Raw genomic sequence first — 25,438 nt, forward strand, 5'->3', positions numbered from 1 at the left:
CTTATTCGGAACCGGTCACGCGTCGCGGCGCTTCGCGACGACCAGCGCGACCACCAGCAGAGCGATCGCGATGCCGGCGAAGTAGGCCAGCGATCCCCACTGGCTCAGCTTGAAGTCGATGCCCGCTCCCGGTTGCTCCGCGGGGTTGCCGCCGCCGAGCGCCAGGAAGTTGTTGGCGTTCTGGAACGGCAGCCACGCCTGGATCTTCACGCCGACCTTCGGGATGATCCCGATCAGGCCTTCGAGCAGCATGTTCCACACGAGCAGGATGGCCACGGCACCGGCGGTCTGGCGGACCAGGATGCCCACCGCGATCGCGAGCACCGCGCCGATCCCGTACAGCAGGCCGACACCCGCGATGTGCCGCCACTCGGCGCCCGTGTTGATCGCCAGGTCCGAGGCGGGCGACATCACCTTCGCGAGGCCCCACGACCCGAACGCGATGATCTCGCCGAGGACAGCGGCGATGAACGCGACCACGGCGGTCTTCGCGACCAGCGCGGACGTGCGGCTCGGTACCGCGAGGAACGTGGCGCGGATGGTGTTGAAGCGGTACTCGGTGGTGACCGCGAGCGCCGACATCACCAGCACGACGGCGAGCGCGAGCTGGCTGCTGCCGAACTGGGTCAGGCCGACGGACATCTGGCCGTTCTCGGTCGTGCCCGCGATGATCGCGGTGAGACCGACACCCAGGACCAGGGCGAGTGCCGTGCACCAGTAGGGCGAACGGGTCGAGAAGAGCTTGATTCTCTCAACTGCCAACAGGGTCATCAGACTCACTTCCCGATCTCTGCGTGGTACTCGACAGCATCGCCGGTCAGCTGCATGAACGCCTCTTCGAGCGAGCCGCGCTGCGGGCTCAGTTCGTGCAGAACGACACCGTTGGCTGCGGCGATGTCCCCGATCTGGTCACTCGTGGCACCCGATACGGACAATGCCCCGTCCGCGCCGTCACGAACCGTGAAGCCCTTGTCCACCAGAAGCGGGCCGAGCTTGAAGAGCTGAGGGCTGCGCACCAGCACGGAGTTCCCCGTCGAGCGGTCGACGAACTCGGCGGTGCTGCTCTGCGAGATCAGCTTCCCCCTGCCGATCACCACGAGCTCGCTCGCCGTCAGCGCCATTTCGGACAGCAGGTGGCTCGACACCAGGACCGTGCGGCCCTCGGCGGCGAGGTTCTGCATGAACGTGCGGATCCAGAGGATGCCCTCGGGGTCCAGGCCGTTGACGGGCTCGTCGAACAGCAGCACCTTCGGATCGCCGAGCAGTGCCGCGGCGATCCCCAGCCGCTGCGACATGCCGAGCGAGAACCCGCCGGCCTTCTTGCCTGCCACCTGCGTGAGGCCGACCGCGTCGAGCACGGCGTCCACGCGCTTGCCCGGCAACCCGTTGGACTTGGCGAGCCAGCGCAGATGCGCTCGTGCCGACCGGTTCGGGTGAACCCACTTGGCGTCGAGCAGCGCGCCCACCGTCTGCAGTGGACGGTGCAGCTGGTCGTAGGGCTTCCCGTCGATCAGCACGCGGCCTGCCGTCGGTCGGTCGAGCCCCAGAATCATCCGCATGGTGGTGGACTTGCCGGCGCCGTTCGGACCGAGGAACCCGGTCACCCGTCCAGGTTGGACGGTGAACGACAGGTCGTCGACCGCGACCGTCCTGCCGTATCTCTTGGTGAGGCCGATTGCCTCGATCATCAGCTGTCCCCTCTCGGTGTTGGGGACAACTCTCCCGCTCCGAGGGGTCCACCCACATCGCCCAGCGGTCTGCGACCACCGTCAACTTCAGTCGTCCTGTGCCGCTACCTCAGTCGTAGTTGAATGCTTCTCATGGGTTACACCGAAGCTCCAGAAGGCTGGTGGCGCGAGTTCGTGCTGGCCAAGCCCGCCCGCACCGGCAAGCTCGCCGTCACCCGCAAGGACGGCAGCCCGCACATCGCCCCGGTGTGGGTGGACCTCGACGGCCCGGACGTCGTCTTCCTGACCTCCCGCGACACCATCAAGGGCAAGTCCATCCTGCGCGACGGCCGCGTCGCCCTCTGCTTCGACGACGAAATCCCGCCCTTCAACTTCGTGACGATCACGGGTCGCGCCCAGGTGGACGAGGACCCCGACCAGCTGAAGTACTGGGCCGGCCGCACCGCCGCCCGGTACATGGGCGACGACCAGGCCGACCACTACGCCGATCGCAACGGCGTGCCCGGCGAGATGGTGGTCCGGGTCAAGGTCGACAAGGTCGTCGCCAAGGTCAACGTCGCCGACTAGGCGGGGAAGAACCGGGCCAGCGCCTGAGCGGCACCGTCTTCCAGCACGGTGCCGGTCACCGCGTCGGCGGCTGCCTGCACGGTCGCCGGCGCCTGACCCATCGCGATGCCGCACGCGGCCCACCGGAGCATCTCCAGGTCGTTGGTCCCGTCACCGATCGCGAGCGTGTCCTCGGCGCTGATGCCCAACGACACCCTGAGCTCCTCCAGCGCCCAGCCCTTCGTGACGTCGGGCGGCACCACGGTCAGCCACGCCTCGGTGTGGTCGACGTGCCACGAGACGCCGGGCAGCTCCAGTTCCCGCACCGCGAAGGCGAGCTCGGCCGGTGTGTGGCCGAGCCAGCGCATGACGAGCCTGGCCGTCGGTGTCGCCGCGATCTCGTCGAACGTGGCCTGAGTGGTCACGCCCCAGAGGTCGCCCGGCAGGAACTCGCCGAGCGACAGGCTGCCCACGCCGGTCTGCTCGACCGCGAACACCGCGCCGGGCAGGAGCGCCTGCAGCGTCTTGATCGTCGGGCCGGCGTCGAACGTCGTGTGCTTGATGATCTCGTCGCTGACCGGGTTCCACCACACCGCTCCGTTCGAGCACAGCGCCAGCGACGTGGGCAGTTGTGGCGCGATCGGCGTGGTGCCGATGAGGCTGCGGCCGGTGCAGAGCACCACCACTCCACCGTGCTCGGTCACGCGCGTGACGGCCGCCTTCACGGCGGGTGAGATGTCGTGCGAGCCGACTGGGGTCAGGGTTCCGTCGATGTCCAACGCGACCAGGCGCGGTCTCCAGTTCACGTGAAGCCACCCTATGCGAAGGTTAGTGAATTGTGGTTCACTAATGGGGTGGCACGGCCTCGCACCATCACCGACGAGCGGATTCTCAGTGCAACCGCGACGGTCATCGACCGGCGCGGACCGGACTTCACGGTGGCGGACGTGGCAGCGGAGGCCGGGGTCTCGGTCGGCGCGGTGGCGAAGCGGTTCGGGTCGAAGAGCGGTCTGCTGCAGGCGCTGACCCGAGCGGGAACGGAAGAGGTCGCCCGCCGGATGCGGGAGGCCGGCACCGTGCGCGAGGCGTTGCTGACCTGGTTCGACCGGCTGGCTGATCCGGTGGTCGCGACCAACAACCTGGCGCAGCTGGGCGTCGACCTCATCGACCCCGAACTGAGGGCGTTGCTGGCTCGGCACTACGCGGTGATGGAGTCGGAGCTGGAGGTCCTGTGCGCAGCCGAGGGGTTGCCGCCGAACGCGGCTCGCGTGCTGGCCGCGCTGGTGTACGGGATCTCGATGGACTGGTCGGTTCGACCACGCGGGGACCTGCTGGAACGCATGGCGGAGGACATAGATCTGGTGCTGGAGGGGATGCGCTGATGGCTACCTGGGCGGAGTTCGCGGCAGAACAGCCCGACATGGCGGCGTTCGTGCAGAGCAGGTTCGCGGCGGACCGGCACGCGCTGATCGCGACCCTGCGCAAGGACGGCTCACCGCGGATCAGCGGTGTGGAACCGGACTTCACGCGCGGCGAGCTGTGGGCGGGCATGATGCCCGACTCGCTGAAGTCCCGTGACCTGCGCCGGGACCCGAGGTTCGCGCTGCACTGCATGACCACGACCGCCTCGATGACGGAGGCGGGCGACGCGAAGATCAGCGGGACGGCCGAGTTCTGGGCAGACAAGGACGTCTACCTGAAGGATCTGTTCGACCGCACGGGCTGGCAGCCGAAGCCGGAGGAGATCGACCTCTTCCGGATGGACGTCACCGAGGTCGTGCAGCTCACCGTCGAGGGCGACGAGATGGTTGTCCTGTCCTGGCACGAGGGAAGGGGAACTCGCCGTGTCACGAAGAAGTGAGCCGGATCTGAGCGGCAAGGTCGCCGTCGTCACGGGCGCCACGAGGGGTGCCGGCCGGGCGATCGCGGTCGAGCTGGGCGCGGCCGGTGCGACGGTCTTCGTCGGCGGACGCACAACGCGCACGCAGCAGTCGGAGGTCGGTCGTTCCGAGACGATCGAGGAAACCGCCGAGCTGGTGGACGCCGCCGGTGGCAAGGGGATCGCCGTGCGGTGCGACTTCACCGATCCGTCCGATGTGGACGCTTTCGCCGCACGGATCGACCGGCTCGACATCTTCGTCAACGACGTGTGGGGCGGCGAGAACCTCGTCGAGTGGGGCAAGTTCTGGGAGCACGACCTCGAAAAGCAACTTCGCATGTGGCGCAACGGCGTCGAGTCGCACCTCGTGGCGATCCACAAGCTGATGCCGCTCGTGATTCAGTCCGACGACGGGCTCGTGGTCGAGGTGACCGACGGCGAGGACGGCGAGGCGTACTTCGTGAACCTCACCTACGACGCGGTGAAGAGCTCCGTGCGGCGGTTCGGTGAGGTGCTCGCGAAGGACCTCAAGGATCACCCGAACGTGACTGCGCTCGCGGCCACGCCGGGTTTCCTGCGGTCCGAGCAGATGCTGGAGGGCTTCGGCGTCACCGAGGAGAACTGGCGGGACGCGATCGAGAAGGTGCCGGACTACGCGTTGTCCGAGACGCCGCACTACCTCGGGCGCGGTCTCGCGCACCTCGCCGCGGACTCCGACCGCAGGAGGTTCTCCGGGCAGTGCCTGTCGTCGTGGCGGCTCATGCGCGAGTACGGGTTCACCGACCTCGACGGCTCGAAACCGGACTGGGGCCGGTGGTACGACGAGGTGGTGAAGCCGAGGATGGCCGGCATCACCGTGGACGCCGACCCCGAGCAGTACCGCTAGGCGTCGCCGGGGCGGACGAGACCGGTCTCGTAGGCGAGCACCACGGCCTGCACCCGGTCTCGCAGCTCCAGCTTCGCGAGGATCCGTCCGACGTGCGTCTTCACGGTCGCCTCCGACAGGAAGAGCTTCCGGGCGATCTCGGTGTTCGAGAGCCCCTTCGCGATCAGCACGAGCACCTCGCGCTCGCGTTCGGTCAGCACGTCCAGCACGGTGGCGTCGCGCAGCTCACCGCCGCCGTCGCCGAGGAACCGCCCCAGCAGCCGCTTGGTGACCGACGGCGAGACCACCGCGTCGCCCGACGCGACCGCGCGCAGTGCCGACACCAGATCGGACGGCGGCGTGTCCTTCAGCAGGAACCCGCTGGCGCCGTTGCGCAACGCCGACAGGGCGTACTCGTCCATGTCGAACGTGGTCATGACCAGCACCTTGGCCGTGTTGGCCTCGGTGATGCGCTTGGTCGCCTCCACGCCGTCCAGCACCGGCATGCGGACGTCCATCAGCACGACGTCGGGGCGCAGTTTGTCGGCCATCTGCACCGCGTCGAGACCGTCGGCGGCCTCGCCGATGACGTCGATGTCCTCCTGCGCTCCCAGCACCATGCGGAAGCCCATGCGCATGAGTTCCTGGTCGTCGACCAGCAGCACTCGAATCACGTGATCACCCTATGCGGCGAGCGGGAAGCTCGCGCGCACGCGCCAGCCACCGCCGGGGTTGGGGCCCGCCTCGAACTCGCCACCCAGCACCGCGGCCCTTTCCCTCATGCCGATCAGTCCGTTGCCACCGGACACCTTGACCACGTCGTGCGGCGTGCCGAAGCCGTTGTCGATCACCTCGAGCCGCAGCTCTTCCGGTGTGCGGGCCAGGCGCACCAACGCGGTCGAGCCCGCGCTGGCGTGCTTGATGGTGTTCGTCAGCGCTTCCTGCACGATCCGGTAGATGCTCAGGCCGACACCGGCGGGCAGGTCGTCCACGTCACCGGTGATCTCCAGGCGGACCGGCACCCCGGCCGCGCGGGCGTTCTCGGCGAGCTCGACCACGCCTCTCGCGTCGGGCTGCGGAGCCCACTGCGTCTCGGCGTCCTCGCTGCGCAGCACGCCCAGCAGCCGCCGCATCTCGGTCAGCGCGAGCCGGCCGGTCTCCGCGATCGTGCGGACCGCGTTCTCCGCGACCTCGGGCTGTGACCTGATCGTGTAAGCGGCACCGTCCGCGTGGACGATCATCACGCTGACCGCGTGCGCGACCACGTCGTGCAGCTCACGGGCGATCCGGGAGCGCTCCTCGCCGACCGCGATCTTGGCCTGCTGGTCGCGTTCGGTCTCCAGCAGCTTGAGGCGTTGCTCCAGCTCGCTCTGGTACGCGCGGCGGGCGCCGACGAACTCGCCCATCGCCCAGCTGAAGCCGAAGATCACGAAGACCATGAACACCAGGAACACGGCCTGGAGGTCGCCGATCTGGAAGATCGCCCACAGCATCGTGCCGGCGAACAGCCAGCACGAGTAGATCAACGCGGACTTGCGGCCGATGTACGCCACCAGCGTGTACAGCGCGATGGCCAGCGCGAAGTCCGACATCCGCACCGGTATGCCGCCGGTCTCGCCGCCGTGCGTGAAGAGCTGCAGGAACGCGCCCGCGAGGATCAGGTAGCTGGAACCGGCCGGGTGGTAGCGGCGGAACGGCAGCGGTCCGAGCATCAGCAACGTGACGGCGAGGAACGCCGAGAACGACACCCCGAGATCCACCGTGGTGACCCCGATACCGAGGTCGAAGATCAGCAAAAGCCCGGCGATCAGGGAGTCCCCGAACGCCGGGTGAGCCTTCATCCACAGGCTGAACCGCCGCACCGGACAAGGTTAGGTGCGGGCCGAACTTCTGCGCGTCGCGCCACGGAATGACGCTGCGTACGACTCCAGTGTGAGTTATTGTGTCAAGGGGTCGATACAAAGATCGGGGGAGCCGTGCTCGAGATCAACCCGTGGATCGCGCTGGCCGCGTTCGTCGCCACCGGACTGCTGATACTCGGCATCCTGTGGCCGACGGCGGCGAACGGTGAGCGTCTGCTGAAGAAGTGGGGGGTGGCCGAGCCGACGGCCGCGCAGGCACAGGAAGGGCTGCTCTACCTCAGGCGCCGGCGGCTGCTCTACCCGTGGCTCTACGCGGTGCTCTGGTTCGTGCCGAAGTGGGGCGACGACGTCGACCAGATCGTGGTCGTCGTGCTGGCGGGCACGCTGCTCGCGGAGCTGCTGGCACTGCGTCCGCGTCGTGGCGCCCGTCGGGAGGCGATCCTCACACCACGTGGGCTGTTCGACTTCGCGTCGAAGTGGGTGGTGTTCCCGTACGCGGTGTTCGTGCTGGGTGCCGCGATCTACCTCGTGATCCACCCGCGGTGGACCGCGCTCGCGTGGCTCGCGGCGTCGGTGCTCGCGGTCGGGGTGATCATCTGGACGGCCGTCGCCCGCCCGGCGGGCGGTGACCAGGTCGTCGACCTGGCGTTGCGCACCCGCAGCGTGCACGTCGCGGCGGGGCTCGGTGCGGCGATGGTGGGCGGGCTGGTCCATCCCTGGGTCGGCGTGCTCGGCCTGCTCATGTGGATCTCGATGGCGAACACGACACCGCAACCGGCGAAGATCGCGAAGTGAGTGCTCCACGAATCGTCGTCGACGTCGAGAACGGCGTCGCGCCCTGGCGTCAGGTCCGCGACCAGCTCGCGCGGCTGATCAGCGGTGGCGTGCTGCGCGTCGGCTCGCGGTTGCCGACCATCCGGCAGCTCGCCGCCGACCTCGGCCTCGCGGCCGGCACGGTCGCGCGGGCGTACCGCGAGCTGGAGACCGAGGGCGTGCTCACGACAGGACGAAGGCAGGGCACCGTGGTGGCCGCCCTGCCCTCGCATGCACCGGACCCGCTCTCCGCCGCCGCGGCGGAGTTCGTCGCCGTCGCTCGGTCACTCGGCGCCAGCGAGGGGGAGGCGCTGGACGCCGTGCGTGCCCACTACGTGGCTGAGTAAGGCGACTCGATCTTGGGCGCGGGTCGCGGTTCGCCGATGTGTGCGTGGCGTTCCTCGTAGATGCGGTGCTCCTCGGCCATCTGGTCCGCGAGCTGCTGCTGGATCTGGCGGTCCCGAATCCTGGACAGGATCGCCATCGTGACGCCGTGAGCCAGTGCCAGCAGCAACAGCACCACACCCAGCTTCACGACCACGTTCTTCACCGGGTCGCCGGTCTCGACGTTGATGATCGACACCAGCGCCAGGAGCCCGAGCACGACGAGGTGGAACAGCACAGCCGTCAGCCGCATCATGGCTCCGGCCTGCTCGTCGTCGTACGCGCGCCTCAGGTATCCCTTGCCGCTGTGGTAGATCAGCTGGCCGTCAACGACGACCAGGACGATCCCCAGCACTAGGAACGTCACGTAGCTGTCTTCCATGGGCTGTGGCTACCCGCGCACGCACACCTACAAACCGTGGCACGATCAGTGCTCGTGACGGCGTTGCAGGGACAACAGCTGGCCGGACCGCTGTGCGCGGCGGTGGCCAACTTGTGTGTTGCTTTGCAACCACAGGTTTCCCAGCAGACCGCTCGTGGATTCCAGGAAGTGTTGCGGCGTCTGCACGCGCCGTTGCAGGTGGCGGTGGCGGGACGGATCAAGTCCGGAAAGTCGACGTTGGTCAACGCGCTGATCGGACGCCGGGTCGCGCCCACCGACGTCGGCGAGTGCACACGGCTCGTGACGCGCTATCAGTACGGAACGGTCGACCGCATCGAAGTGGTGTTGCGAGACGGCCGACGGCAGGTACTGCCGTTCGACGCCAACGGCATGATCCCCGCGTCTCTTGGCGTGGAAGGCATTTCGCACATCGAGGCGTACCTGACGAACGCGGTGCTGCGCGACTTCACCGTCATCGACACGCCAGGTCTCGGGTCGCTGGACGCGGCTTCGGTCGCCCGCACCGAGGAACTGCTGGATCCCGTGTCCCGCAACGCCGTCGCGGGTGCGGAGGCAGTTCTCTACGTCGTGACGCAGGGCGTGCGCGCGGACGACCACTCGACGCTGGCCGCCTTCACCGCCGCGACAGCTTCTCGCGAGGCGGGGCCGGTCAACGCCATCGCCGCGTTGAACAAGGTCGACGCCGTGGCGCCGGAAACCGTGGAGGGGTCGGACGGCGACGTCTGGCGGGCCGCGGAGATCCTCGCGGGCAAGCAGGCCGCGCTGCTGAAGCCGCGGGTCGCCGACGTGCTGCCCGTGATCAGCCTGCTCGCCGAGTCCGCGGAGACCGGCGAGTTCACGTCCGCGGACGCGGAGGCGTTGCGTCAGATCGCGGCGCTGGACGCGGACACCCGCACGATGATGCTGATGTCCGGCGACCTCTTCACCTCGTGGGACTGCGACGTCGCGGCGGGCGTGCGGTCGAGGCTGCTCGAGAAGCTCGACCTCTACGGCATCGGCCGCGCTCTGGAGGCGTTGGACGCCGAGCCCGCGCTGACCGCCGGCGCGTTGCGTCGCGTCCTGTTCGACGCCTCCGGGTTCGCCGCGGTGCGCGGACGGCTGGACGCGGTGTTCCGGGCGCGGGCCGACGGCATCAAGGCGGCGGCCGCGCTGGCGTCGGTCACCTCGCTGGCCTCGGGCGACCCCGGTGAACGGCAGCGGGTGCACGACGCGATCGAAGTGCTGCTGGCCCGGCCGGAGGCGCACCAGCTGCGGCTCCTGGAGGCGCTGACGCTGGTGTCGTCCGGCGCGGTGACGCTGGCACCGGACCTGACGGAGGAGGTTCTGCGTGTCGGCAGCACTCCGGACGTGGCCGGTCAGCTGGGCCTGACCGGCCGGCCCCTGCCTGAACTGGTCGCACACGCACTGGAACGCGCCGGTTGGTGGCGTTCGTTCGCCTCGTTCGGCGCGACGCCGGCGCAGGCTCGGGTGGCGCACGTCGTCCACAGGGCGTATTTCCTCATCTGGCAGCAACTGCGTGCTGGGGGGCACCGATGAGCGTGAGTGGAACCGATCCCACCGGTCTGGCGTCGGACGACGGTGTGGAGACCATTGCCGACGAGCTGCTCGACCAGGCGCTGGCCGAACGCCGCGCGCTGGTCCAGCTGTGCCTGTACGCGCTGGACCGCGCCAGTGCGGGTGTGGTCCAGCGCATCGAGGAAGGCCTGTCGACCATAGGGGTCGTGGCCGTGCGTGCCGACGGAGAGCGCTTCGACCCGTCGTTGCACGAGGCGGGCGGCACGGTGCCGACCGACGACGCCTCGTTGCAGGGCCTGGTCGCCGAGACCGAGGTGCCGGGCTTCTGCGACCGCGGGCGTGTCCTGCGGGCTCCGATCGTGACGGTCTACACGGCCCGATGAGCACACTTCCACAGACCGTCCGGCAGACGCGCGAACGTCTCACCTCTCTCGTGCGCGAGCTCGACCCGTCCATGGCCGACTGGGTCACCAGGCGTTCCGCGCCGGAGGTGTCATCCGTCGTGATCGTCGGCGAGACCAACCGCGGCAAGTCGTCACTCGTCAACGCTCTGCTGGCCACTCCTGGCCTGTCTCCGGTGGACGCAGACGTGGCCACGTCGACCTACCTGGTCTTCCAGCACGGACCCGACTGGGCCGCCCGCGCCTGCTACCCGGGCCTGCTCGCACCGGTAACGTTCCCGCTGCCCGCGCTGATCAACTGGGTCTCCGCCGCCCACGAACTGCCGGAGGGCGAGCTGCCCCCGCGCTACGTCGAGGTGGACGCGCCGATCCCGCTGCTGGAACGCATGTCCGTTGTGGACACTCCGGGCGTCGGCGGACTCGAGTCGGTGCACGGCGAGCTGGCGCTGGAAGCCGTCACCTCGGCCACCGCCCTCGTCTTCGTGGTCGACGCCTCGTCCCCCTTCACCCGAGGCGAGCTGGACTTCCTCAAGCGGGTCGGCGACCGCGTCGAGACCGTCGTCTTCGCCCTGACCAAGACCGACCAGTACCGCGGCTGGCGCCAGGTCCTCGACGCCGACCGCGCCCTGCTGGCCGAGCACGCCCCGCGCTTCGCCGACGCCCCTTTCCACCCCGTGTCGTCCCGCATGTTCGACCTGGCGGCCCAGGCCCCGAACCCGGACGCCGCCGCCATGCTTCGCGAACGCTCCGGCATCGCCTCTCTGCAGACCTTCCTGCAGGAGCTGGTGGCCGGTCGCTCCGGAATGCTGGCCGAGGCCAACGCTCTGCGCGCTCTCTCGACCGTTCTGGACGAGCTCGTGGTTCGCCTTGAGCACGAGAAGCGCGCTCTGTCCGTGGGTGAGGACGAGGCAGTTGTCCTGCGCGCCCGCCGCGAGGAACTGCAGACCGAACGCCGTTCGTCCACCCGAGGCTGGCAGGTCCGCCTGCGCGGCGAGATCCAGCGCGCCCGAGTGGAGAACTCCCACGAGATCTCCCGCCAGATGCGTGACCTCCAGACCTGGTACCGGCAGGCCATCGACATCGCCGACCGCGCCGCCCTGGCCGTGCTGCCCCAACAGGTCGACACGGCCCTGCAGGTGGTGTCGCGCCGCATCTCCACCGCCCTGTCGGTGCGCCTCTCCCAGGTGACCGACGTGGTGCTGGCGACGATGTTCAGCGCCGACGAACTGACGTTGATCCGCGGCCAGTTCGCCCGCGGCGAGCAGCCCCCGGTCGTGTTGCGCCCCAAGGAGAAGCGCCCACCGACAGCCGAGGACAAGCTCCTCGTCTTCATGGGCGTGTCCGGTGGCCTGGGCGCCGGCAAGCTCGCCGTGATGCCCCTGGCCGGCCTCGGCATCGCGGTGCTGAACCCGATCGTCCTGCCGGTGACCATCGCCCTGGGCCTCGGCGCCGGCTGGTGGATGGCCCGCACCCGGACCCACACGGCCGAGAAGCAGCACGTCAAGCAATGGCTGTCCGACGCCATCGCCGACGCACGCTCCACGGTGGACCAGATCGCCGCCGAGCAGCTGATCGAGGCCGAGCAGGCCTTGTCACTGGCTTTGGACGAGGCCCTCGCCAAGCGCATCGAGGCCATCGAGGTGGAACTCCGCGAGGTCGACAAGGCGCTGCGGATGGAGGCCGGTGAACGTGGGCGCGAGCTGCAGTCGGTGACCCGGCAACTGGCCGAGGTGGAGTCGGGCCGATCGAAGGCGGAAGAGTTGCTGGCACGAATTCGATCGGTTCGCGACAGGGCCTGAAAGGCCATCAACGAGCGGCCCGCACACGGGTTACGGGTCGCCGGTGAGATCGTGCAAGCTTAATCGAGCAATGCTCATTTTGGCTGCTCAGAGCGATGTTGCCGGGGCAACTTAAGTGCAAGTGTCCGTACGTGTACTGGTACAAAACATTTGTGGCAGATATGAGTTCACCGATCCGTCAGAATCGGGAATGCCGGTTAATTCGACGCTGATTCGCTTTTGAAGCATGAAGCTGCAGCGAGACCAGGTGGTGGCGGCGACCCTGGTGGGCACCGTGGTCGTCGTGCTCGGGTTCGCGTCCGGCATCGGTCGTGTCCCGCTCACGTGCCGCAGCCGGTGGCGCACAACCCCGCGCCGGTTCCGCATCTTCCGGCGGGGCCGCACGTTCCGGCTCCGGAACACCCGCACCCGAGCACACCCCCTGCCACGACGCGACCCCCGGTGACCACGCCTCCCACCACACCGCCCGACGCACCCTGCGACGCGGGTGCGATCACGAAGCTGTTGCGGCAACTGGGTTTGCTGTCGTTGCTCGGCGACGACCTGCCGGTCGTGACCGAACTGCCCGGCGGGACGAAGAAAGCCGAGCCCACCAGATCCCGATCACGCGCTACGCCTACGCCCCCGCCACGATGACCGTGTGTGTGGGCGATGTCGTGACCTGGACGAACCAGGACGAGGCGGCACACGATGTCGCGGGCGGCACGTTCCGGTCGCCGATGCTCGCCGAAGGGCAGTCGTGGTCGTTCACCTTCACCCAGCCGGGCGCGTTCGACTACATCTGCTCGGTCCACCCGGACATGCGGGCGCAGATCGTCGTGCTTGCCCAGGAGACGACAGCGCAGGCTCCGCCACCGCCGCCCGTCCGGCAGCCGCCACCTCGCCGACGTTGCCACCCGTGTTGCTGCTGGCGGGCCTCGTCGCCGCCGTGACCACGCTGTGCCTGCTGATGATCGGTTCCCGCCCGGACCGGCACGAGGTTGGCGAGGGAACCAAACCGGCATAACGTGGGTCATACCGGTACGCAAGAGCGCAGGAGGTGTGTCCCGGTGTACATCGACGAGAACGGTGCGGCCGACGCCGAGCTGAAGGTGACCGTCGAGGACGAGGAGTACACCGCCGACGTCACCTTCGACCTCGACGACGACGGCGTGAACGACTCCGCCGTGGTCGAGACGGACGACGGTGGCCACCTCGCGTTCACCGACACGAACGGTGACGGCGACGCGGATCTGATGAGCACGTTCGACAAGGACGGCAAACTTCTCAGCCAGGCTCGGTTCGAGGAGAATTCGGGTGAGTGGGTTGCCGTCGACCCGAACGACACTCAGCAACAGAAAACAAATTCCGCGCCTCAGCAGACCATTGTCGTGCACACCGACGAAGGCGATCGAAACGTCGGCCAGGCGACCGAGGACACCGACGGCGACGGCAAGGCCGACACCGCGGTGGTTCGCGACGACGACGGCGACACCTGGCTGTTCACCGACAAGAACGGCGACGGGCGGGCCGACGTGGCGACCGAGATCACACGATCGGGCGAGGTCACCATGTCCGAGCACCGCGGTGACGACTGGGTCGAGGTCGAGCACGGGCACATCGAGGCCGACGGCCGGTACGTGACGGACTCCAAGAGCGGCATTCTGGACGAGTCGGACGACTGGTTCGAGGAAGAACGGTTCGAGGGCGTCGTCCGAATCGATTCCACCACCGGGCAGTGGATCAGCCCGAACTGAAGCGCAGGTCACAGGCCCCGGTGTGGTGAGAACCGCACCGGGGCCTCTTGTGTTTTTCCGACCTCAAGCGCGCCTTAACCGCCGTCCGAGTGCTGAATCGATTCCAGAATCGGTTTTGTGAGAGAAGCGACAGGCTGGGGGTGCGTTACCTGCCATTCACCGGGCTAACCTCGATCCATCCCCTTCCACGCACGCCCGGCCCCACCGGGCGTCTGGAGCTATTCCCGAGGACGACGAAGTCCCCACACCGGACGGCCCACCGCGTCCTCGGGCAGCCGAGGCGTTCAGTCAGGAGACGAGACGAGATGACGGCAGTGACCATTCCCGGTCTCGAACACGCACCTACCAACCACGCGCGCTTGCTCGCATGGGTTCAGGAAGTCGCTGAGCTGACCTGCCCCGACGAGGTTGTTTGGGCTGACGGGTCCCAGGGCGAATGGGACCGTCTCACGCAGAAGCTCGTCGACGCCGGCACGTTCGTGCCGCTGAAGAAGAAGCAGAACTCGTTCTGGGCTGCCTCGGACCCGAGCGACGTCGCACGCGTCGAAGAGCGCACGTACATCTGTTCGGTGCGCGAAGTGGACGCGGGCCCGACGAACAACTGGATGGACCCTTCCGAGATGAAGGCCATCATGACCGAGCTGTACCGCGGTTGCATGCGTGGCCGCACGATGTACGTGATCCCGTTCTGCATGGGCCCGCTGGACGCGGAGAAGCCGATGCTCGGTGTGGAGATCACCGACTCGGAGTACGTCGTCGTCTCGATGCACATCATGACCCGCATGGGCACCAAGGCTCTCGCGCTCTTCGGTGAGGACGCGGACTTCGTCCCGGCGCTGCACTCGCTCGGCGCGCCGCTCGAGGCGGGCCAGCAGGACGTCGCCTGGCCGTGCAACGACACCAAGTACATCTCGCACTTCCCGGAGACCCGCGAGATCTGGAGCTTCGGCTCCGGTTACGGCGGCAACGCCCTGCTCGGCAAGAAGTGCTACTCGCTGCGCATCGCGTCCGTGATGGCGCGCGACGAGGGCTGGCTCGCCGAGCACATGCTGATCCTCAAGCTCACCTCGCCGGAGAACAAGGCGTACTACATCGCCGCCGCGTTCCCGTCGGCCTGTGGGAAGACCAACCTCGCGATGCTCGAGCCGACCATCCCCGGCTGGAAGGTCGAGACGCTCGGTGACGACATCGCGTGGATGCGCTTCGGCGAGGACGGCCGCCTCTACGCGGTGAACCCGGAGAACGGCTTCTTCGGCGTCGCGCCCGGCACGGACTACCACACGAACCCGAACGCGATGCGCACCATCGCCAAGGGCAACTCGCTCTTCACCAACGTCGCGCTGACCGACGACGGCGACATCTGGTGGGAGGGCATGGGCGAGCCCCCGGCCCACCTGACCTCGTGGAAGCACCAGGACTGGACGCCGGACAGCGACGAGCTGTCGTCGCACCCGAACTCGCGCTATTGCACGCCGATCGAGCAGTGCGACATCAAGGCGCCGGAGTGGGACGACCCCAAGGGCGTGCCGATCTCGGCGATCTTCTTCGGTGGCCGCCGCGCCACGACGATCCCGCTGGTCACCGAGTCGCGCGACTGGCAGCACGGCACCTACATGGGCGCCACGCTGTCGTCGGAGACCACGGCCGCCGCGGTCGGCAAGACCGGCATCGTGCGCCGCGACCCGATGGCGATGCTGCCGTTCATCGGCTACAACGCCGGTGACTACTTCCAGCACTGGGTCGACCTGGGCAAGCGCGCCGACGCCGACAAGCTGCCGAAGATCTTCTATGTGAACTGGTTCCGCCGCGGCGACACTGTGTCTGACAAGCCCGGGCGCTTCCTGTGGCCCGGGTTCGGCGAGAACTCGCGCGTCCTGAAGTGGGCGATCGAGCGCATCGAGGGCAAGGCCGCCGCCCAGGAGACGCCGATCGGCTACGTGCCGACGGCGGACGACCTGGACCTCGAGGGCCTGGACGCGCCGCGCGAGGACATCGAGGCCGCGCTCGCGGTCGACGCCGACGAGTGGCGTGCCGAGATCCCGCTGGTCGAGGAGTGGTTCGAGAAGATCGGCGAGAAGGTGCCCACCACGCTCCGCGACGAGCTGGCGGCCCTGAAGCAGCGCCTGGGCTGATCGTTCTCAGGTGTTTGGTGACCCAGCGGTCAACGGCGACCGCTGGGTCACCTTTTTGAGGTACTACTAGTGGTGTGACGCAGGACGAGGACTTCCTCGGCGGGCTCCACTACGACGGCACCAGTCGCGACGTCGAGGTGGGACCGGCCAAGGGCATCGTGCGCTACTACCCGGTGCCGCCCGCACCGCCGGCCCGCACGCCGTGGTGGCGCTACACGCTCGTGTTCGTCCTCGGTTTAGCGATCGGTACCGCCGCTGGCGTGGTCCTGTGCAGCAATTTTCTCTGAATCAGTGCAGCTCACCGTCCATTTGAGACGAAGTTGTCCACAGGTGTGGACGGCTCTGTGCACATGTTGTGGATAGCTGTGGACAGCCCTGGGGACTTCTCCACAGGTTCTGCAAATGGTCTTGCTCCAGGAATGAACCCGGCCCCTTCCGGGAACGTCTTAGTTACGTGATGACGGTCACAAAGATCGTCACCGGAGGAAGGGGAGGTGTGCCGTGGGGATCGCAGGAATCGCGATGCTGGTGCTGTCCCTGGCCGCCGTGCTGATGGTCGTGATCGCCGGATCAGTTCGGGAGCGGGTTGTCGCGGAGGCCGAGGAGAGTGCCGTTGAAGGTCTTGGTGGCCTCCGCGTAGCAGATCGCGTAGGTCCAACCCTCTGACCAGCCCTGGGATCCGGGCATGCGCCACGCCGGGAACACGTCGGTGCGCTTGTCCGAACCGACGTAGTCGTGCACGGCCTTGGTGCACTTGTCCTTGGCGATGGCGCTCATCTGGTCCTTGGACGGCGTGGGGTCGTTGTACTTGCCCAGCGGCACGATGCCGGCGGGCACGGCCTCTGCCATGTGCGGCCCGTTGCAGGCCGTCGGCTTCACGTCCGAGTCCTTCGACGGCGAGCCGGCGAGGCAGATCTGGTACGTGTTGAAGCTCGACCCCTTGAGGACGCCCTTCAGGGAACCCTTGCGTGCCAGGGCTTTTCCTTCGGGGGCGAGCTCGACGACGGTGCACAGCCGCCAGCGCTCGCCCTTCTTCCAGCTCGCCTCGTTCGGCCAGAACGCCCAGACCTGCAGCCTGGTCGCGCCCGCGTCCTGGCTGCCGAGGTAGTCGTTGATCGTCGCGTAGCACGGGGGCAGCGCGGCTTTGCGCAGCGCCTGGGTGTCCGGGTAGGCCGAGGGCATGCCGGACATCTCGCCGACCGCCATCACCTCGGCGTCGTGGCTCGCGGCGCAGTCGATCGCCTTGAGCTCCGAGGAGTTCATGCACTGCCCCACCTTGGGCAGCGTCGGCGTGTCCGCGGCGGCGGTGGACGGCATCGGGCCCGGGACGGCCTGGCCTCCGACCTGGATGGCGCAGGCACTCAGCCCCACCGCGCTCAGGATGATTGCCACCGCCAGCCGCACACGAGTCACACCACAGAGACTAGGGCCTTGACCTGATCGGCGATGTCCCGACGCTGTTTTTCGAACGCCGAGTCCGTCAGCGCGGCCGGGTCTGCGGGCTGGCCCAGCACCGGCGTGTGGAGGTGTCCGCCGAGGACACTCGTTGCGCCGTAACCGATCCGCACGCGATTGGCCCGGTACATGCTCTCGTTGGAGAGGTAGTTGCCTCCACCGCCGACGGCCGCGACACGGCCCGGCGTCGGCTCGTCCGTCCGGCAGTCCTGCGTGGCACCGACGACGACCCACTCGCAGAAGCTCCGGTTCAGCACCACGGGGAACGGGCCGGTGCCCGCGTCGATCATCTTCTGGGACGGCAGCGAGGTCTCGATGAACTCGTGAGACGGCTGCGGCCAGCCCGCGGCGTTGGGGACGCTGCCGTACGAACCGACGTTGTTGTTGTCCGGCGAACCGCCACGCCAGCGCGCCGCCCACCGCTCGATGTCGAAGCGGCCGGGCCGGCCCTGGCTGACCGTCACGAACGCGTCGGGCTTCTGCTCCAGCGCGGATCCGTAGAACTGCTCGACGATCCCCTCGTCGAACCCGCCCCACAGCACCGGCAGCACGGCCGCCTGCAGCACGACCTTGCCGGACGGAGTGCTGATCTCACGGCCGTCGAGCTGCAGCGCCGCCGCACCGGCCGGGTTGGCGCGCCGCACGTTGGTTCCGGTGAGCTGGAACGGGTCGAAGCCGGTCACCGCGACCTTGCGCACGCCGGGCCTGGCGGGGAACGCTGAGTCGCTCAACCCGCGCGAGGCCCAGTCGAACCGCTGGACCAACTTCGCGCGGTCGTGCACCGAAAGGGAGAACCGCGGCTTCCACTGGCGCAGCGCGGTGGTGAGCTGCAGGCGTGCCCAGTACAGCGGGCGGTCGTCGTGAGCGTCGTGCGGCAACGGCTGGGCGCTCTGGGCGCGGGCGACAGCGGCCTTCCACAGCGCGTTGCCCTCGCGTTCCACGAACTGCTGAGCCTGCTTCTGCGCGACCTGCCGGCAGAGCTTGGAGGTGAAGTCCGTGACGCGGCCGTCGAACCCGGCGAGCTTCACGAGAGAGGGCCCGACGGCGGGGCCGCCGGGAACGAGTGTGTCGTCGAGCCGCTGTTCCTCGACGGTCGACGGGACGGTGGTGTCGTAACAGGGGGCGTCCTGGGCGTGGGCGACGCCCGGCACGACCGTGAGGCCTGCCGCGATGACGAGTCCGGCGATGATTTTCACGTCACTGATCTCAACGGAAAGGGCCACCCGTCGAAACCGGCGGGTGGCCCATACCGTTAACTGCTGCGTCTCAGTGGGCGGCGACGGGCTTGACCCGCGGGCTGTCCTCGTCGACGTGGTAGTCGGACGGATCGGTCTGGTCCGTGCCGTTGAAGACGCGCATCTTCTTGGCGATCAGCGTGACGACCACGGCGACCAGCAGGTTCGCCGCCAGCGCCGGCACACCGACGTAGATCGTCAGCGTGGAGCCGCCGAACGGGTGCCAGCCGAAGAGCGACAGCTGGCCCATCGGCAGTGCCGAACCGGCGAAGTGCGCCTTGCCGATGGCCGGGTTGCCGATGTTGTAGAGCAGCCACATGCCGTAGCCCATACCCGCGACCCAGCCCGCGACCAGGCCGTAGACGTGGAACCAGCGGGTGTAGAGCGCGATCGCGACCGCCGGCAGCGTCTGCAGGATCATCACGCCGCCGATGAGCTGCAGGTCGATGGAGAACTGCGGGTCGACGAACACGATGAACGCCACGGCGCCGAACTTCACGACCAGCGAGGCGAGCTTGGCCTGCTTGGCCTCCTGCGCCGGGGTGGCGCGCTTGTGGATGTACTCCTTGTAGACGTTGCGCGTCCACAGGTTCGCCGCCGCGATCGACATGATCGCCGCCGGCACCAGCGCGCCGATGCCGATGGCCGCGAACGCGATGCCCGCGAACCACGACGGGAAGTTCGCGCCGAAGAGTTCGGGCACGATCGTGTTGGTGTCGGGCCGGCCGGTCGCCTGGTTGACGATCGGCTTGGTGCCCGCGCTGATCGCGACGTAGCCCAGCAGCGCCAGCAGGCCCAGCACCAGCGAGTACGCCGGCAGCGCGACCATGTTGCGCTTGATGACGTTGCGGCCGCGGCTCGCCAGGATGCCGGTCAGCGAGTGCGGGTAGAGGAACAGCGCGAGTGCGCTGCCCAGCGCCAGCGTGGCGTACTGCAGCTGGTTGTTGCTGTTGAGCAGGATGCCGTCGGTCTTGGCCGGCGTCGCGTCGAACTTGGCCTGCGCGTCGTTGAAGATCTCGCCCCAGCCGCCGAACTTGGACGGCAGGTAGATGATCGCGACGAGGATGACCAGGTAGATCAGGATGTCCTTGACGAACGCGATCAGCGCCGGCGCCCGCAGACCCGACTGGTAGGTGTACAGCGCCAGGATCACGAACGCGATGAACAGCGGCAGGTGGCCGAGGATGCCGGAGCCGTTCAGGCCCATGCTGCGCAGCACGGCCTCGAGACCGACCAGCTGCAGCGCGATGTACGGCATGGTCGCGACGATGCCGGTGATCGCGATGAGCAGCGCCAGCCAGTGCGAGCCGTAGCGGCCCTTCACGAAGTCCGCCGGCGTGACGTAGCCGTGCACGCGGCTGACCGACCACATGCGCACCAGCGGCAGGAACACGATCGGGTAGAGGATGACCGTGTACGGCAACGCGAAGAACCCGGTCGCGCCCGCGCCGAACATCAGCGCCGGCACCGCCACGAACGTGTAGGCGGTGTAGAGGTCGCCGCCGACCAGGAACCACGTGATCCAGCTGCCGAACTTGCGGCCGCCGAGGCCCCACTCGTCGAGGTGGTCGAGGGTGTCGCCCTTCTGCCACCGCGCCGCCACGAAGCCCATGACCGTGACGAGCAGGAAGAGGGCGCTGAAAACGATCAGCTCAGTCCACTGCATCACTTCGCTCCCTCGTCGAGGTCGTCAACGCCCAGCTTGTCCGGCTTGCCGGTGACGGCGGGCGCGTCCTTGGTCTTGATGTAGACCACGGCGACGCACAGCACGCCGAGAGGCACGAACGCGAACTGGTACCAGTAGAAGAACGGCATCCCGAACAGCCGGGGCTGGTCGAAGTTGAACCACGGCGTGATGAGCATGAGCAGCGGAACTATCAGCAGCAGGTTCCAGTTGCTCCAGCGCAAGCCGGTCTTGGGATCCGACGGCATGGTGGGCCCTCCGTGTACGCGGTGTTGCGCGGATGTTAGGCCTGATGAGACGTGCCGTCAGCTCCGTGATCGGAATCGTTGCACTCGTCTTAACGTTCTCTTTGGACTAATTCGCTTCGAGACGCTGGACAAGGTCCTCTTCCGCGGCGTCGAAGTACTCGTTGAGCTGGTCGACCGCCTCGTCGATCTCGCTGTTGTTCAACAATTCGACAATCCGACGATTCCACGGCACGTACGTCTGGTAGAAGTCGTTGATCTCCTGAGCCACCCGGAAGGCGAGCATGAGCTCGGCGAAGAGGCGGTCGGACTCGTCGCTCAGCCGTGTGCTGCCCGCCAGCCCGACGATGCCGCGGTGGAACTGGATGTTCGCCGACCCGGCCTTCGTCCAGTCGTTCTTCTCGGCCCTGGCGACGGCCTGGCGGACGGGAGCCCGGACGGCCTCGCGCTGCGCGTCCGTCACGCCGTTCCACAGCCGCAGGGCGCCGCACTCGATCACCCTGCGCGCGGCGTAGAGGTCACGCACGTCGTCACCGGTGGGCCTGCGGACGAACACGCCCCGGCTGTGCTCGTGCACCAGCAGCCGGTCGCGGGTGAGCAGCCGGAACGCCTCCCGCAGCGTGTTGCGGCTGACCCCCAGCGCGCCGCCGATGGCTTCCTCGCTGAGTCGCAGGCCAGGTGCGAGTTCACCGTCGAGCACCCGCTCGCGCAGCATGTCCGCGACCTTCTGCGCGGTACTGGCCCGCTCCAGGCCGGCTTTTCCCTGCGCCAGCGTCGACACCCACGTCTCCGTCACCTGCCAAGTCTATTGCAGGATCGTTCTATTGCAGTATCGTAGAATCGTTCAACAATCCAACGATCCAACAAACCTGCAAGCGTTGGAGGACCGCCATGGACCTGAACGCAGATCTCGGCGAGGGCTTCGGCCACTGGACGCTGGGCGATGATCGAGCGCTCCTGTCCGTGGTGACCAGCGCAAACGTCGCCTGCGGCTACCACGCCGGCGACGCCGACACGATGCGCGAGGTGTGCGCCCAGGCCGCGGAGGCCGGTGTCGCGGTGGGAGCGCACGTCGGCTACCGGGACCTGGCGGGCTTCGGTCGCCGGTTCATCGACGTAGCACCGGACACCCTGACCAACGAGGTGCTGGCCCAGCTGGGCGCCCTGTCGGTCTTCGCCCGTGCAGCCGGCACCCGTGTGTCCTACGTGAAGCCGCACGGCGCGCTCTACAACGCCCTGGTCCGCCATGAGGCCCAGGCGGATGCCGTGGTGGACGCCGTCCGGCTGTTCGATCCGGCACTGGCGGTGCTGGGCCCACCAGGCGCCGTGTGGCTGAAGCGCGCCTCGGTGGCCGGCCTGCGGGTGTGGCACGAGGCGTTCGCCGACCGCGCCTACACCTCGGCGGGAACGCTCGTACCGCGCGGCGAGCCGGGCGCCGTCCTGCGGGACCCGGCGGAGATCGCGGCGAGGTGCGTCCAGCTGGCGACGGAGGGCTGGGTGCGCAGCGTCAGCGGACGTCCGGTGCGCATCGCGGCCGACTCGATCTGCGTGCACGGCGACACCCCCAACGCCGTGGAGATCGCCCGCACGGTGCGCGCGGCCCTGGACGCGGCAGGCGTCGCGGTGGCGCGGGTGGAGTCCCCGCTCCGCCACACGCGCCAGGTCAGCTAACGAACGAGGGCGGCCGCGCCCACCAGCCCGGCCTCCCCGCCCAGCTGCGCGGCCCGCACCTCGAGCCCGGCCAGGTAGGACAACCCGGCGTGCGTCTTCAACGCCCGCCGCACCGGCTCGAACAGCAACTCCCCGGCCTGGGCCACGCCACCGCCGATCACGGCCAGGTCCAGGTCGCACACGGCGGCAGCCCCGGCGATCGCCACCCCGACCGCCAGTCCGGCCCGGTCGAACGCCTCCAGCGGAATCTCTTCTCCTGCCAGCGCCGCCGCGGCCAGCACAGCCGCGTCCGCGTCATCAGGAGCCTGCCACCCGGCACGCCGGGCCCAGGCCACCATCCGAGGCCCACCGGCCACGGTCTCGACGCACCCGCGCCCACCGCACGTGCACGGTTCGCCGTCCGGCTCGACGACGATGTGACCGATGTGCCCGGCGTTCCCGGTCCGGCCTCCGAACGGCCGTCCGTCCAGCACCAGCCCGCCACCGACACCGGTCGACACGACCAGCCCGACCATGAACGTGCTGCCCTGCCCGGCCCCGCGCCAGTGCTCGCCCAGCGCCATGCACACCCCGTCGCCGGCGAGCTCGACCCGGACACCGGGGAACAACGACGACACCGCGGCGCGCAGCGGGAAGGCCTGCCACGAGGGCACGTTGATCGGTGAAACGGTGCCGGCGACGGTGTCCACGGGCCCGGCAGAGGCGATCCCCACGCCCGAAACGGCAGAGCCCGCCACCACCGACGACACCACGGACACGACAGCGTCCCAGGGATCGGAGGCGGGCGTGGGCACCCGCGACGACCGCACCACGGAGCCCGAGGGATCAACCAGAGCGGCAGCGATCTTGGTGCCGCCGAAGTCCAGTGCCAGCACCAGATCAGTCACGGTGATCCATGCTAACCAGCGACTTCGAGGCGGATCACCGCGGTGGCCCTGACCAGCTCACCGGCCGCCACCTTCACCACCGCCGGCCACGACCCGGCAGACGCCCACGCCGGTGCCGAGACCGTGAAGTCGAGCGCCACCCGTCCCCGAGCGGGCAGGAGACCGGAAACGCAGAACGGCCCGACCAACTCCCACGTCTCTCGCGGCGACAGAATCCGTGCTTGCACCGGCAGGTCACCGTGCGCGCTGGAAGCCAGCACGACCCGCAGCACCGCGGACGAGCCGGGCGCGACGGACACCACCGAAGGCGCCGACGCCACCCACAGCACCTCGACCGGATCCTCGAAGTCCCACTCCGGCACGGTCAGCAGCACCACGTCGTAGACCTCGAACGGCAGCCCTTCCAACGTGGCCCGCACCGGGTGGCAGCCGGGAGTCCGCGGCGGGACCAGTCGCACCTCGGCCGAGGTGTGGCCACCGGCGGGCAGCGACACCGGCAGCGTGTCCCAGGAAGCCGACCAGCCGTCCGGCAGCGACAGCCGGACCACACCCTCGAACGGATCACCGTCGGACACCGCGACCACCCGCAGCCGGGTCGGGCTGAGCACCTCCAGGTGCACGTTCGCGGCAAGCCCTCCCAACGGAGCGGGCTCGTGCAACCAGTACCGCGCGAACACCGGCGTGACGGCGGGCGACACGGGACCGAGGGGTGGCCCTGCCACCGACAGCCGCGGCGCCACCGAAGGCAGCGAGCCCTCCGCCGGCGAGCGCGATCCCAGGACGCCCACGAGCGGGGAAGGTCCGAGGTGGTCGACCTCGTGCCACAACGTGAAGGTCGAGGACCCGACCATCTTCTCGCCGACCTCGCTGTGCCAGACCGTCACCGGTCCGGTCAGCTGGGGAGGCTCCAACGCTGGGCCGTCAACCGCGACCAACGAAGCGATCGGGTCGTAGGAGAGCACGTGGTGAGTGGACGCGATCTCGTTGCCGAAGCCGCGCTTCCACCCGTGGTCGACGTTGTCCTCGACGAGCGAACACGTTCGCCACCCGTGTGCCGGTACGTCTCTGGCCAGGAACGTCACGGTGGTCCCGTCCACCAACGTCGGCAGCACTTCATCGCCGTGCGCCACATGCACGTTCCGAGGGGACGGAAGATGTACGGACACGACATCGGTGCACGGCACGTCCAGCGGGTTCCAGACGACGACCGACGAGTCCATTGTGGACGTCAATGCCGAAAGCGACCGCGCGATGATGTCCGAGTGCAGGTCGAAGGCCTCACGAGGATGCGCCACAGCAGCACGCTCAAGAGCGGCAGTCGGATAGGTCGCCCCGGTGAGCCGGGCGGCATGCGATGCGAACACCGCTGCCGGTGAGTCGTCGAGCGGAGCAGGCGGCACCGGCACGGACCCGCGCACGTAGTAGTCGCGCGGCAACGAGCAGATGATCCGCGGCCACGTGTAGCGCGCGCTCCAGTCGTGGTGGATCGCGGTCATCCACGGCGAGGGCATCGAACGCGGCGGTCCGATCGGCAGCATCACGTGCGGCGACGACGCCGAGGACCGCAGCGCCAGGAACGACGAGTAGACCGACCGCTCGGCCTCACCCAGTGAAGACGCCTCCAACGCCGTCCCGGTCGGCAGCGAGGACAGCAACGGTGACACACCGACCACATTGGACTGAGAGCCGACGACCTCGACCCGGCCCTCGGAGATCAGCCGCAACAGCAGCGAACGGTGCTGCGGGAACGTGTCCCAGTACGGCTGCAGCAACTCCACGGACGTCACGGCGAACCGGTAGGCGGGATCGGTCAGCGCCAGGTCCAGATGCGCCCGCAGCACCGGGAAGGGCGCGTCCGCCGCCACGTGCCCGACCAGGTGCACTGTCCACCCGGGCGAGCCGACGACCAGCGAAAACGAGCACGAGTCCTCGCCAGAGGCCGACCGCACGACGGCCTGGGCGGGCACCACGGAGCCGGGGGAGTGCTCGGAGACGTCGACCGCGATCTCGTAACCGAACGGTCCTGGTACGAGCGAACCGCCGTGCCGCGCCGAGTGCAGGCCCGGACCGGAGACGTGCGCGTGCACCGGTCCGGCCAACGCAGGCCCGGACGCAGGCACAGTCACGCGCACCACCTGCAGCAGCGCGGTCCGAGGCCCGACGAACAGCTCGGTGGACTCGGCGGAGATCACCGAACGATCGCACCATCGTTCAGCACCAGATGAAATAACCCGATGG

The 25,438-nt window shown here is 68.5% G+C and carries 28 protein-coding genes; 15 read left to right on the forward strand and 13 right to left on the reverse strand.

Annotation, left to right across the window (positions count from 1 at the left end; all coding sequences use genetic code 11):
• Positions 1–15: 15 nt before the first annotated feature.
• Together C8D87_RS09920 and C8D87_RS09925 are read right to left on the reverse strand one after the other, a co-directional pair.
• Positions 16–771 carry a hypothetical protein gene (locus C8D87_RS09920; RefSeq protein ID WP_112226464.1) on the reverse strand — a complete coding sequence of 252 codons (756 nt, stop codon included), beginning with the start codon at positions 769–771 and terminating at the stop codon, positions 16–18.
• Between the two features lie 5 nt (positions 772–776).
• A complete protein-coding gene (locus tag C8D87_RS09925) occupies positions 777–1,688 on the reverse strand; it encodes an ABC transporter ATP-binding protein (protein WP_109629833.1) in 912 nt (303 codons plus the stop codon).
• A 132-nt stretch (positions 1,689–1,820) separates the two neighbouring features.
• On the opposite strand from C8D87_RS09925, the gene C8D87_RS09930 reads away from it, so the two are divergent.
• The gene (locus C8D87_RS09930) at positions 1,821–2,255 is read left to right on the forward strand and encodes a PPOX class F420-dependent oxidoreductase (RefSeq protein WP_112226465.1); all 435 of its coding nucleotides are present in this window, start codon (positions 1,821–1,823) and stop codon (positions 2,253–2,255) included.
• Here the strand turns inward: C8D87_RS09930 and C8D87_RS09935 are convergent.
• Positions 2,252–3,040: an HAD family hydrolase gene (locus C8D87_RS09935; RefSeq protein WP_112226466.1), complete on the reverse strand. Its 789-nt coding sequence runs from the start codon at positions 3,038–3,040 to the stop codon at positions 2,252–2,254. The two genes, C8D87_RS09930 and C8D87_RS09935, sit on opposite strands and share 4 nt — an antisense overlap.
• Positions 3,041–3,088: 48 nt before the next feature.
• On the opposite strand from C8D87_RS09935, the gene C8D87_RS09940 reads away from it, so the two are divergent.
• From C8D87_RS09940 to C8D87_RS09950, 3 genes are read left to right on the forward strand one after another with little or no spacing between them, the layout of a single operon-like run.
• Positions 3,089–3,616, forward strand: coding sequence for a TetR/AcrR family transcriptional regulator (locus C8D87_RS09940; protein WP_109629823.1), 528 nt, complete (start codon positions 3,089–3,091; stop codon positions 3,614–3,616).
• Entirely contained in the window at positions 3,616–4,095 is a 480-nt protein-coding gene (locus tag C8D87_RS09945; RefSeq protein ID WP_109629820.1) for a pyridoxamine 5'-phosphate oxidase family protein, read from the forward strand. Before C8D87_RS09940 ends, C8D87_RS09945 begins: the two co-directional genes overlap by 1 nt.
• Positions 4,079–4,999 carry an SDR family oxidoreductase gene (locus C8D87_RS09950; RefSeq protein ID WP_233442016.1) on the forward strand — a complete coding sequence of 307 codons (921 nt, stop codon included), beginning with the start codon at positions 4,079–4,081 and terminating at the stop codon, positions 4,997–4,999. The genes C8D87_RS09945 and C8D87_RS09950 overlap by 17 nt, the downstream gene beginning before the upstream one ends.
• On the opposite strand, the gene C8D87_RS09955 is transcribed toward C8D87_RS09950, so the two are convergent.
• Positions 4,996–5,652 (reverse strand): response regulator, encoded by a 657-nt coding sequence (locus C8D87_RS09955; protein WP_109629817.1) that lies wholly within the window; start codon positions 5,650–5,652, stop codon positions 4,996–4,998. The two genes, C8D87_RS09950 and C8D87_RS09955, sit on opposite strands and share 4 nt — an antisense overlap.
• A gap of 9 nt (positions 5,653–5,661) precedes the next feature.
• A complete protein-coding gene (locus C8D87_RS09960) occupies positions 5,662–6,840 on the reverse strand; it encodes a sensor histidine kinase (RefSeq protein ID WP_325049647.1) in 1,179 nt (392 codons plus the stop codon).
• A gap of 114 nt (positions 6,841–6,954) precedes the next feature.
• On the opposite strand from C8D87_RS09960, the gene C8D87_RS09965 reads away from it, so the two are divergent.
• Together C8D87_RS09965 and C8D87_RS09970 are read left to right on the forward strand one after the other, a co-directional pair.
• Positions 6,955–7,635 (forward strand): hypothetical protein, encoded by a 681-nt coding sequence (locus tag C8D87_RS09965; protein ID WP_112226467.1) that lies wholly within the window; start codon positions 6,955–6,957, stop codon positions 7,633–7,635.
• Entirely contained in the window at positions 7,632–8,000 is a 369-nt protein-coding gene (locus C8D87_RS09970) for a GntR family transcriptional regulator (protein WP_109629811.1), read from the forward strand. The genes C8D87_RS09965 and C8D87_RS09970 overlap by 4 nt, the downstream gene beginning before the upstream one ends.
• On the opposite strand, the gene C8D87_RS09975 is transcribed toward C8D87_RS09970, so the two are convergent.
• Entirely contained in the window at positions 7,985–8,419 is a 435-nt protein-coding gene (locus C8D87_RS09975; protein ID WP_109629808.1) for a hypothetical protein, read from the reverse strand. The genes C8D87_RS09970 and C8D87_RS09975 overlap by 16 nt on opposite strands.
• A 54-nt stretch (positions 8,420–8,473) precedes the next feature.
• On the opposite strand from C8D87_RS09975, the gene C8D87_RS09980 reads away from it, so the two are divergent.
• The 8 genes from C8D87_RS09980 to C8D87_RS10010 all read left to right on the forward strand — a co-directional run bounded on the left by C8D87_RS09980 (position 8,474) and on the right by C8D87_RS10010 (position 16,310).
• Complete coding sequence (locus tag C8D87_RS09980; protein ID WP_109632946.1) at positions 8,474–9,976, forward strand: dynamin family protein; 1,503 nt, start codon at positions 8,474–8,476, stop codon at positions 9,974–9,976.
• Entirely contained in the window at positions 9,973–10,338 is a 366-nt protein-coding gene (gene grpE / locus C8D87_RS09985; protein ID WP_109629805.1) for a nucleotide exchange factor GrpE, read from the forward strand. The genes C8D87_RS09980 and grpE overlap by 4 nt, the downstream gene beginning before the upstream one ends.
• Positions 10,335–12,155: a dynamin family protein gene (locus C8D87_RS09990; protein ID WP_112226468.1), complete on the forward strand. Its 1,821-nt coding sequence runs from the start codon at positions 10,335–10,337 to the stop codon at positions 12,153–12,155. Before grpE ends, C8D87_RS09990 begins: the two co-directional genes overlap by 4 nt.
• A 226-nt stretch (positions 12,156–12,381) precedes the next feature.
• Positions 12,382–12,600 carry a hypothetical protein gene (locus C8D87_RS45805; RefSeq protein ID WP_170166376.1) on the forward strand — a complete coding sequence of 73 codons (219 nt, stop codon included), beginning with the start codon at positions 12,382–12,384 and terminating at the stop codon, positions 12,598–12,600.
• A 199-nt stretch (positions 12,601–12,799) separates the two neighbouring features.
• The gene (locus C8D87_RS47525) at positions 12,800–13,087 is read left to right on the forward strand and encodes a plastocyanin/azurin family copper-binding protein (protein WP_325049648.1); all 288 of its coding nucleotides are present in this window, start codon (positions 12,800–12,802) and stop codon (positions 13,085–13,087) included.
• A 117-nt stretch (positions 13,088–13,204) separates the two neighbouring features.
• Positions 13,205–13,891, forward strand: coding sequence for a hypothetical protein (locus tag C8D87_RS10000; protein WP_109629796.1), 687 nt, complete (start codon positions 13,205–13,207; stop codon positions 13,889–13,891).
• Between the two features lie 305 nt (positions 13,892–14,196).
• Positions 14,197–16,023: a phosphoenolpyruvate carboxykinase (GTP) gene (locus C8D87_RS10005; protein ID WP_112226469.1), complete on the forward strand. Its 1,827-nt coding sequence runs from the start codon at positions 14,197–14,199 to the stop codon at positions 16,021–16,023.
• A gap of 74 nt (positions 16,024–16,097) precedes the next feature.
• A complete protein-coding gene (locus tag C8D87_RS10010; RefSeq protein ID WP_112226470.1) occupies positions 16,098–16,310 on the forward strand; it encodes a hypothetical protein in 213 nt (70 codons plus the stop codon).
• Between the two features lie 283 nt (positions 16,311–16,593).
• Here C8D87_RS10010 and C8D87_RS45810 read toward each other — a convergent pair whose 3' ends face one another.
• The 5 genes from C8D87_RS45810 to C8D87_RS10030 form a co-directional block, all read right to left on the reverse strand.
• A complete protein-coding gene (locus C8D87_RS45810; protein ID WP_170166383.1) occupies positions 16,594–17,436 on the reverse strand; it encodes a septum formation family protein in 843 nt (280 codons plus the stop codon).
• Positions 17,433–18,674: a C15 family peptidase gene (locus C8D87_RS45815; RefSeq protein WP_170166384.1), complete on the reverse strand. Its 1,242-nt coding sequence runs from the start codon at positions 18,672–18,674 to the stop codon at positions 17,433–17,435. Before C8D87_RS45815 ends, C8D87_RS45810 begins: the two co-directional genes overlap by 4 nt.
• A gap of 70 nt (positions 18,675–18,744) precedes the next feature.
• Positions 18,745–20,379, reverse strand: coding sequence for a monocarboxylate uptake permease MctP (gene mctP, locus C8D87_RS10020; RefSeq protein WP_112227010.1), 1,635 nt, complete (start codon positions 20,377–20,379; stop codon positions 18,745–18,747).
• Positions 20,379–20,645: a DUF3311 domain-containing protein gene (locus C8D87_RS10025; RefSeq protein ID WP_112226471.1), complete on the reverse strand. Its 267-nt coding sequence runs from the start codon at positions 20,643–20,645 to the stop codon at positions 20,379–20,381. The genes mctP and C8D87_RS10025 overlap by 1 nt, the downstream gene beginning before the upstream one ends.
• A gap of 106 nt (positions 20,646–20,751) precedes the next feature.
• Positions 20,752–21,438, reverse strand: a complete 687-nt coding sequence (locus C8D87_RS10030; RefSeq protein WP_215732277.1) for a GntR family transcriptional regulator — start codon at positions 21,436–21,438, stop codon at positions 20,752–20,754.
• Positions 21,439–21,533: 95 nt separating this feature from the next.
• On the opposite strand from C8D87_RS10030, the gene C8D87_RS10035 reads away from it, so the two are divergent.
• On the forward strand, positions 21,534–22,313 hold the full coding sequence (locus tag C8D87_RS10035; RefSeq protein WP_112226472.1) for a LamB/YcsF family protein: 780 nt from the start codon (positions 21,534–21,536) through the stop codon (positions 22,311–22,313).
• On the opposite strand, the gene C8D87_RS10040 is transcribed toward C8D87_RS10035, so the two are convergent.
• Complete coding sequence (locus C8D87_RS10040; RefSeq protein ID WP_112226473.1) at positions 22,310–23,200, reverse strand: ROK family protein; 891 nt, start codon at positions 23,198–23,200, stop codon at positions 22,310–22,312. The genes C8D87_RS10035 and C8D87_RS10040 overlap by 4 nt on opposite strands.
• 11 nt (positions 23,201–23,211) lie before the next feature.
• Positions 23,212–25,392, reverse strand: coding sequence for an NEW3 domain-containing protein (locus tag C8D87_RS10045; protein ID WP_112226474.1), 2,181 nt, complete (start codon positions 25,390–25,392; stop codon positions 23,212–23,214).
• Positions 25,393–25,438: the final 46 nt, after the last annotated feature.

Source organism: Lentzea atacamensis (genome assembly GCF_003269295.1).
Lineage (GTDB): Bacteria > Actinomycetota > Actinomycetes > Mycobacteriales > Pseudonocardiaceae > Lentzea > Lentzea atacamensis.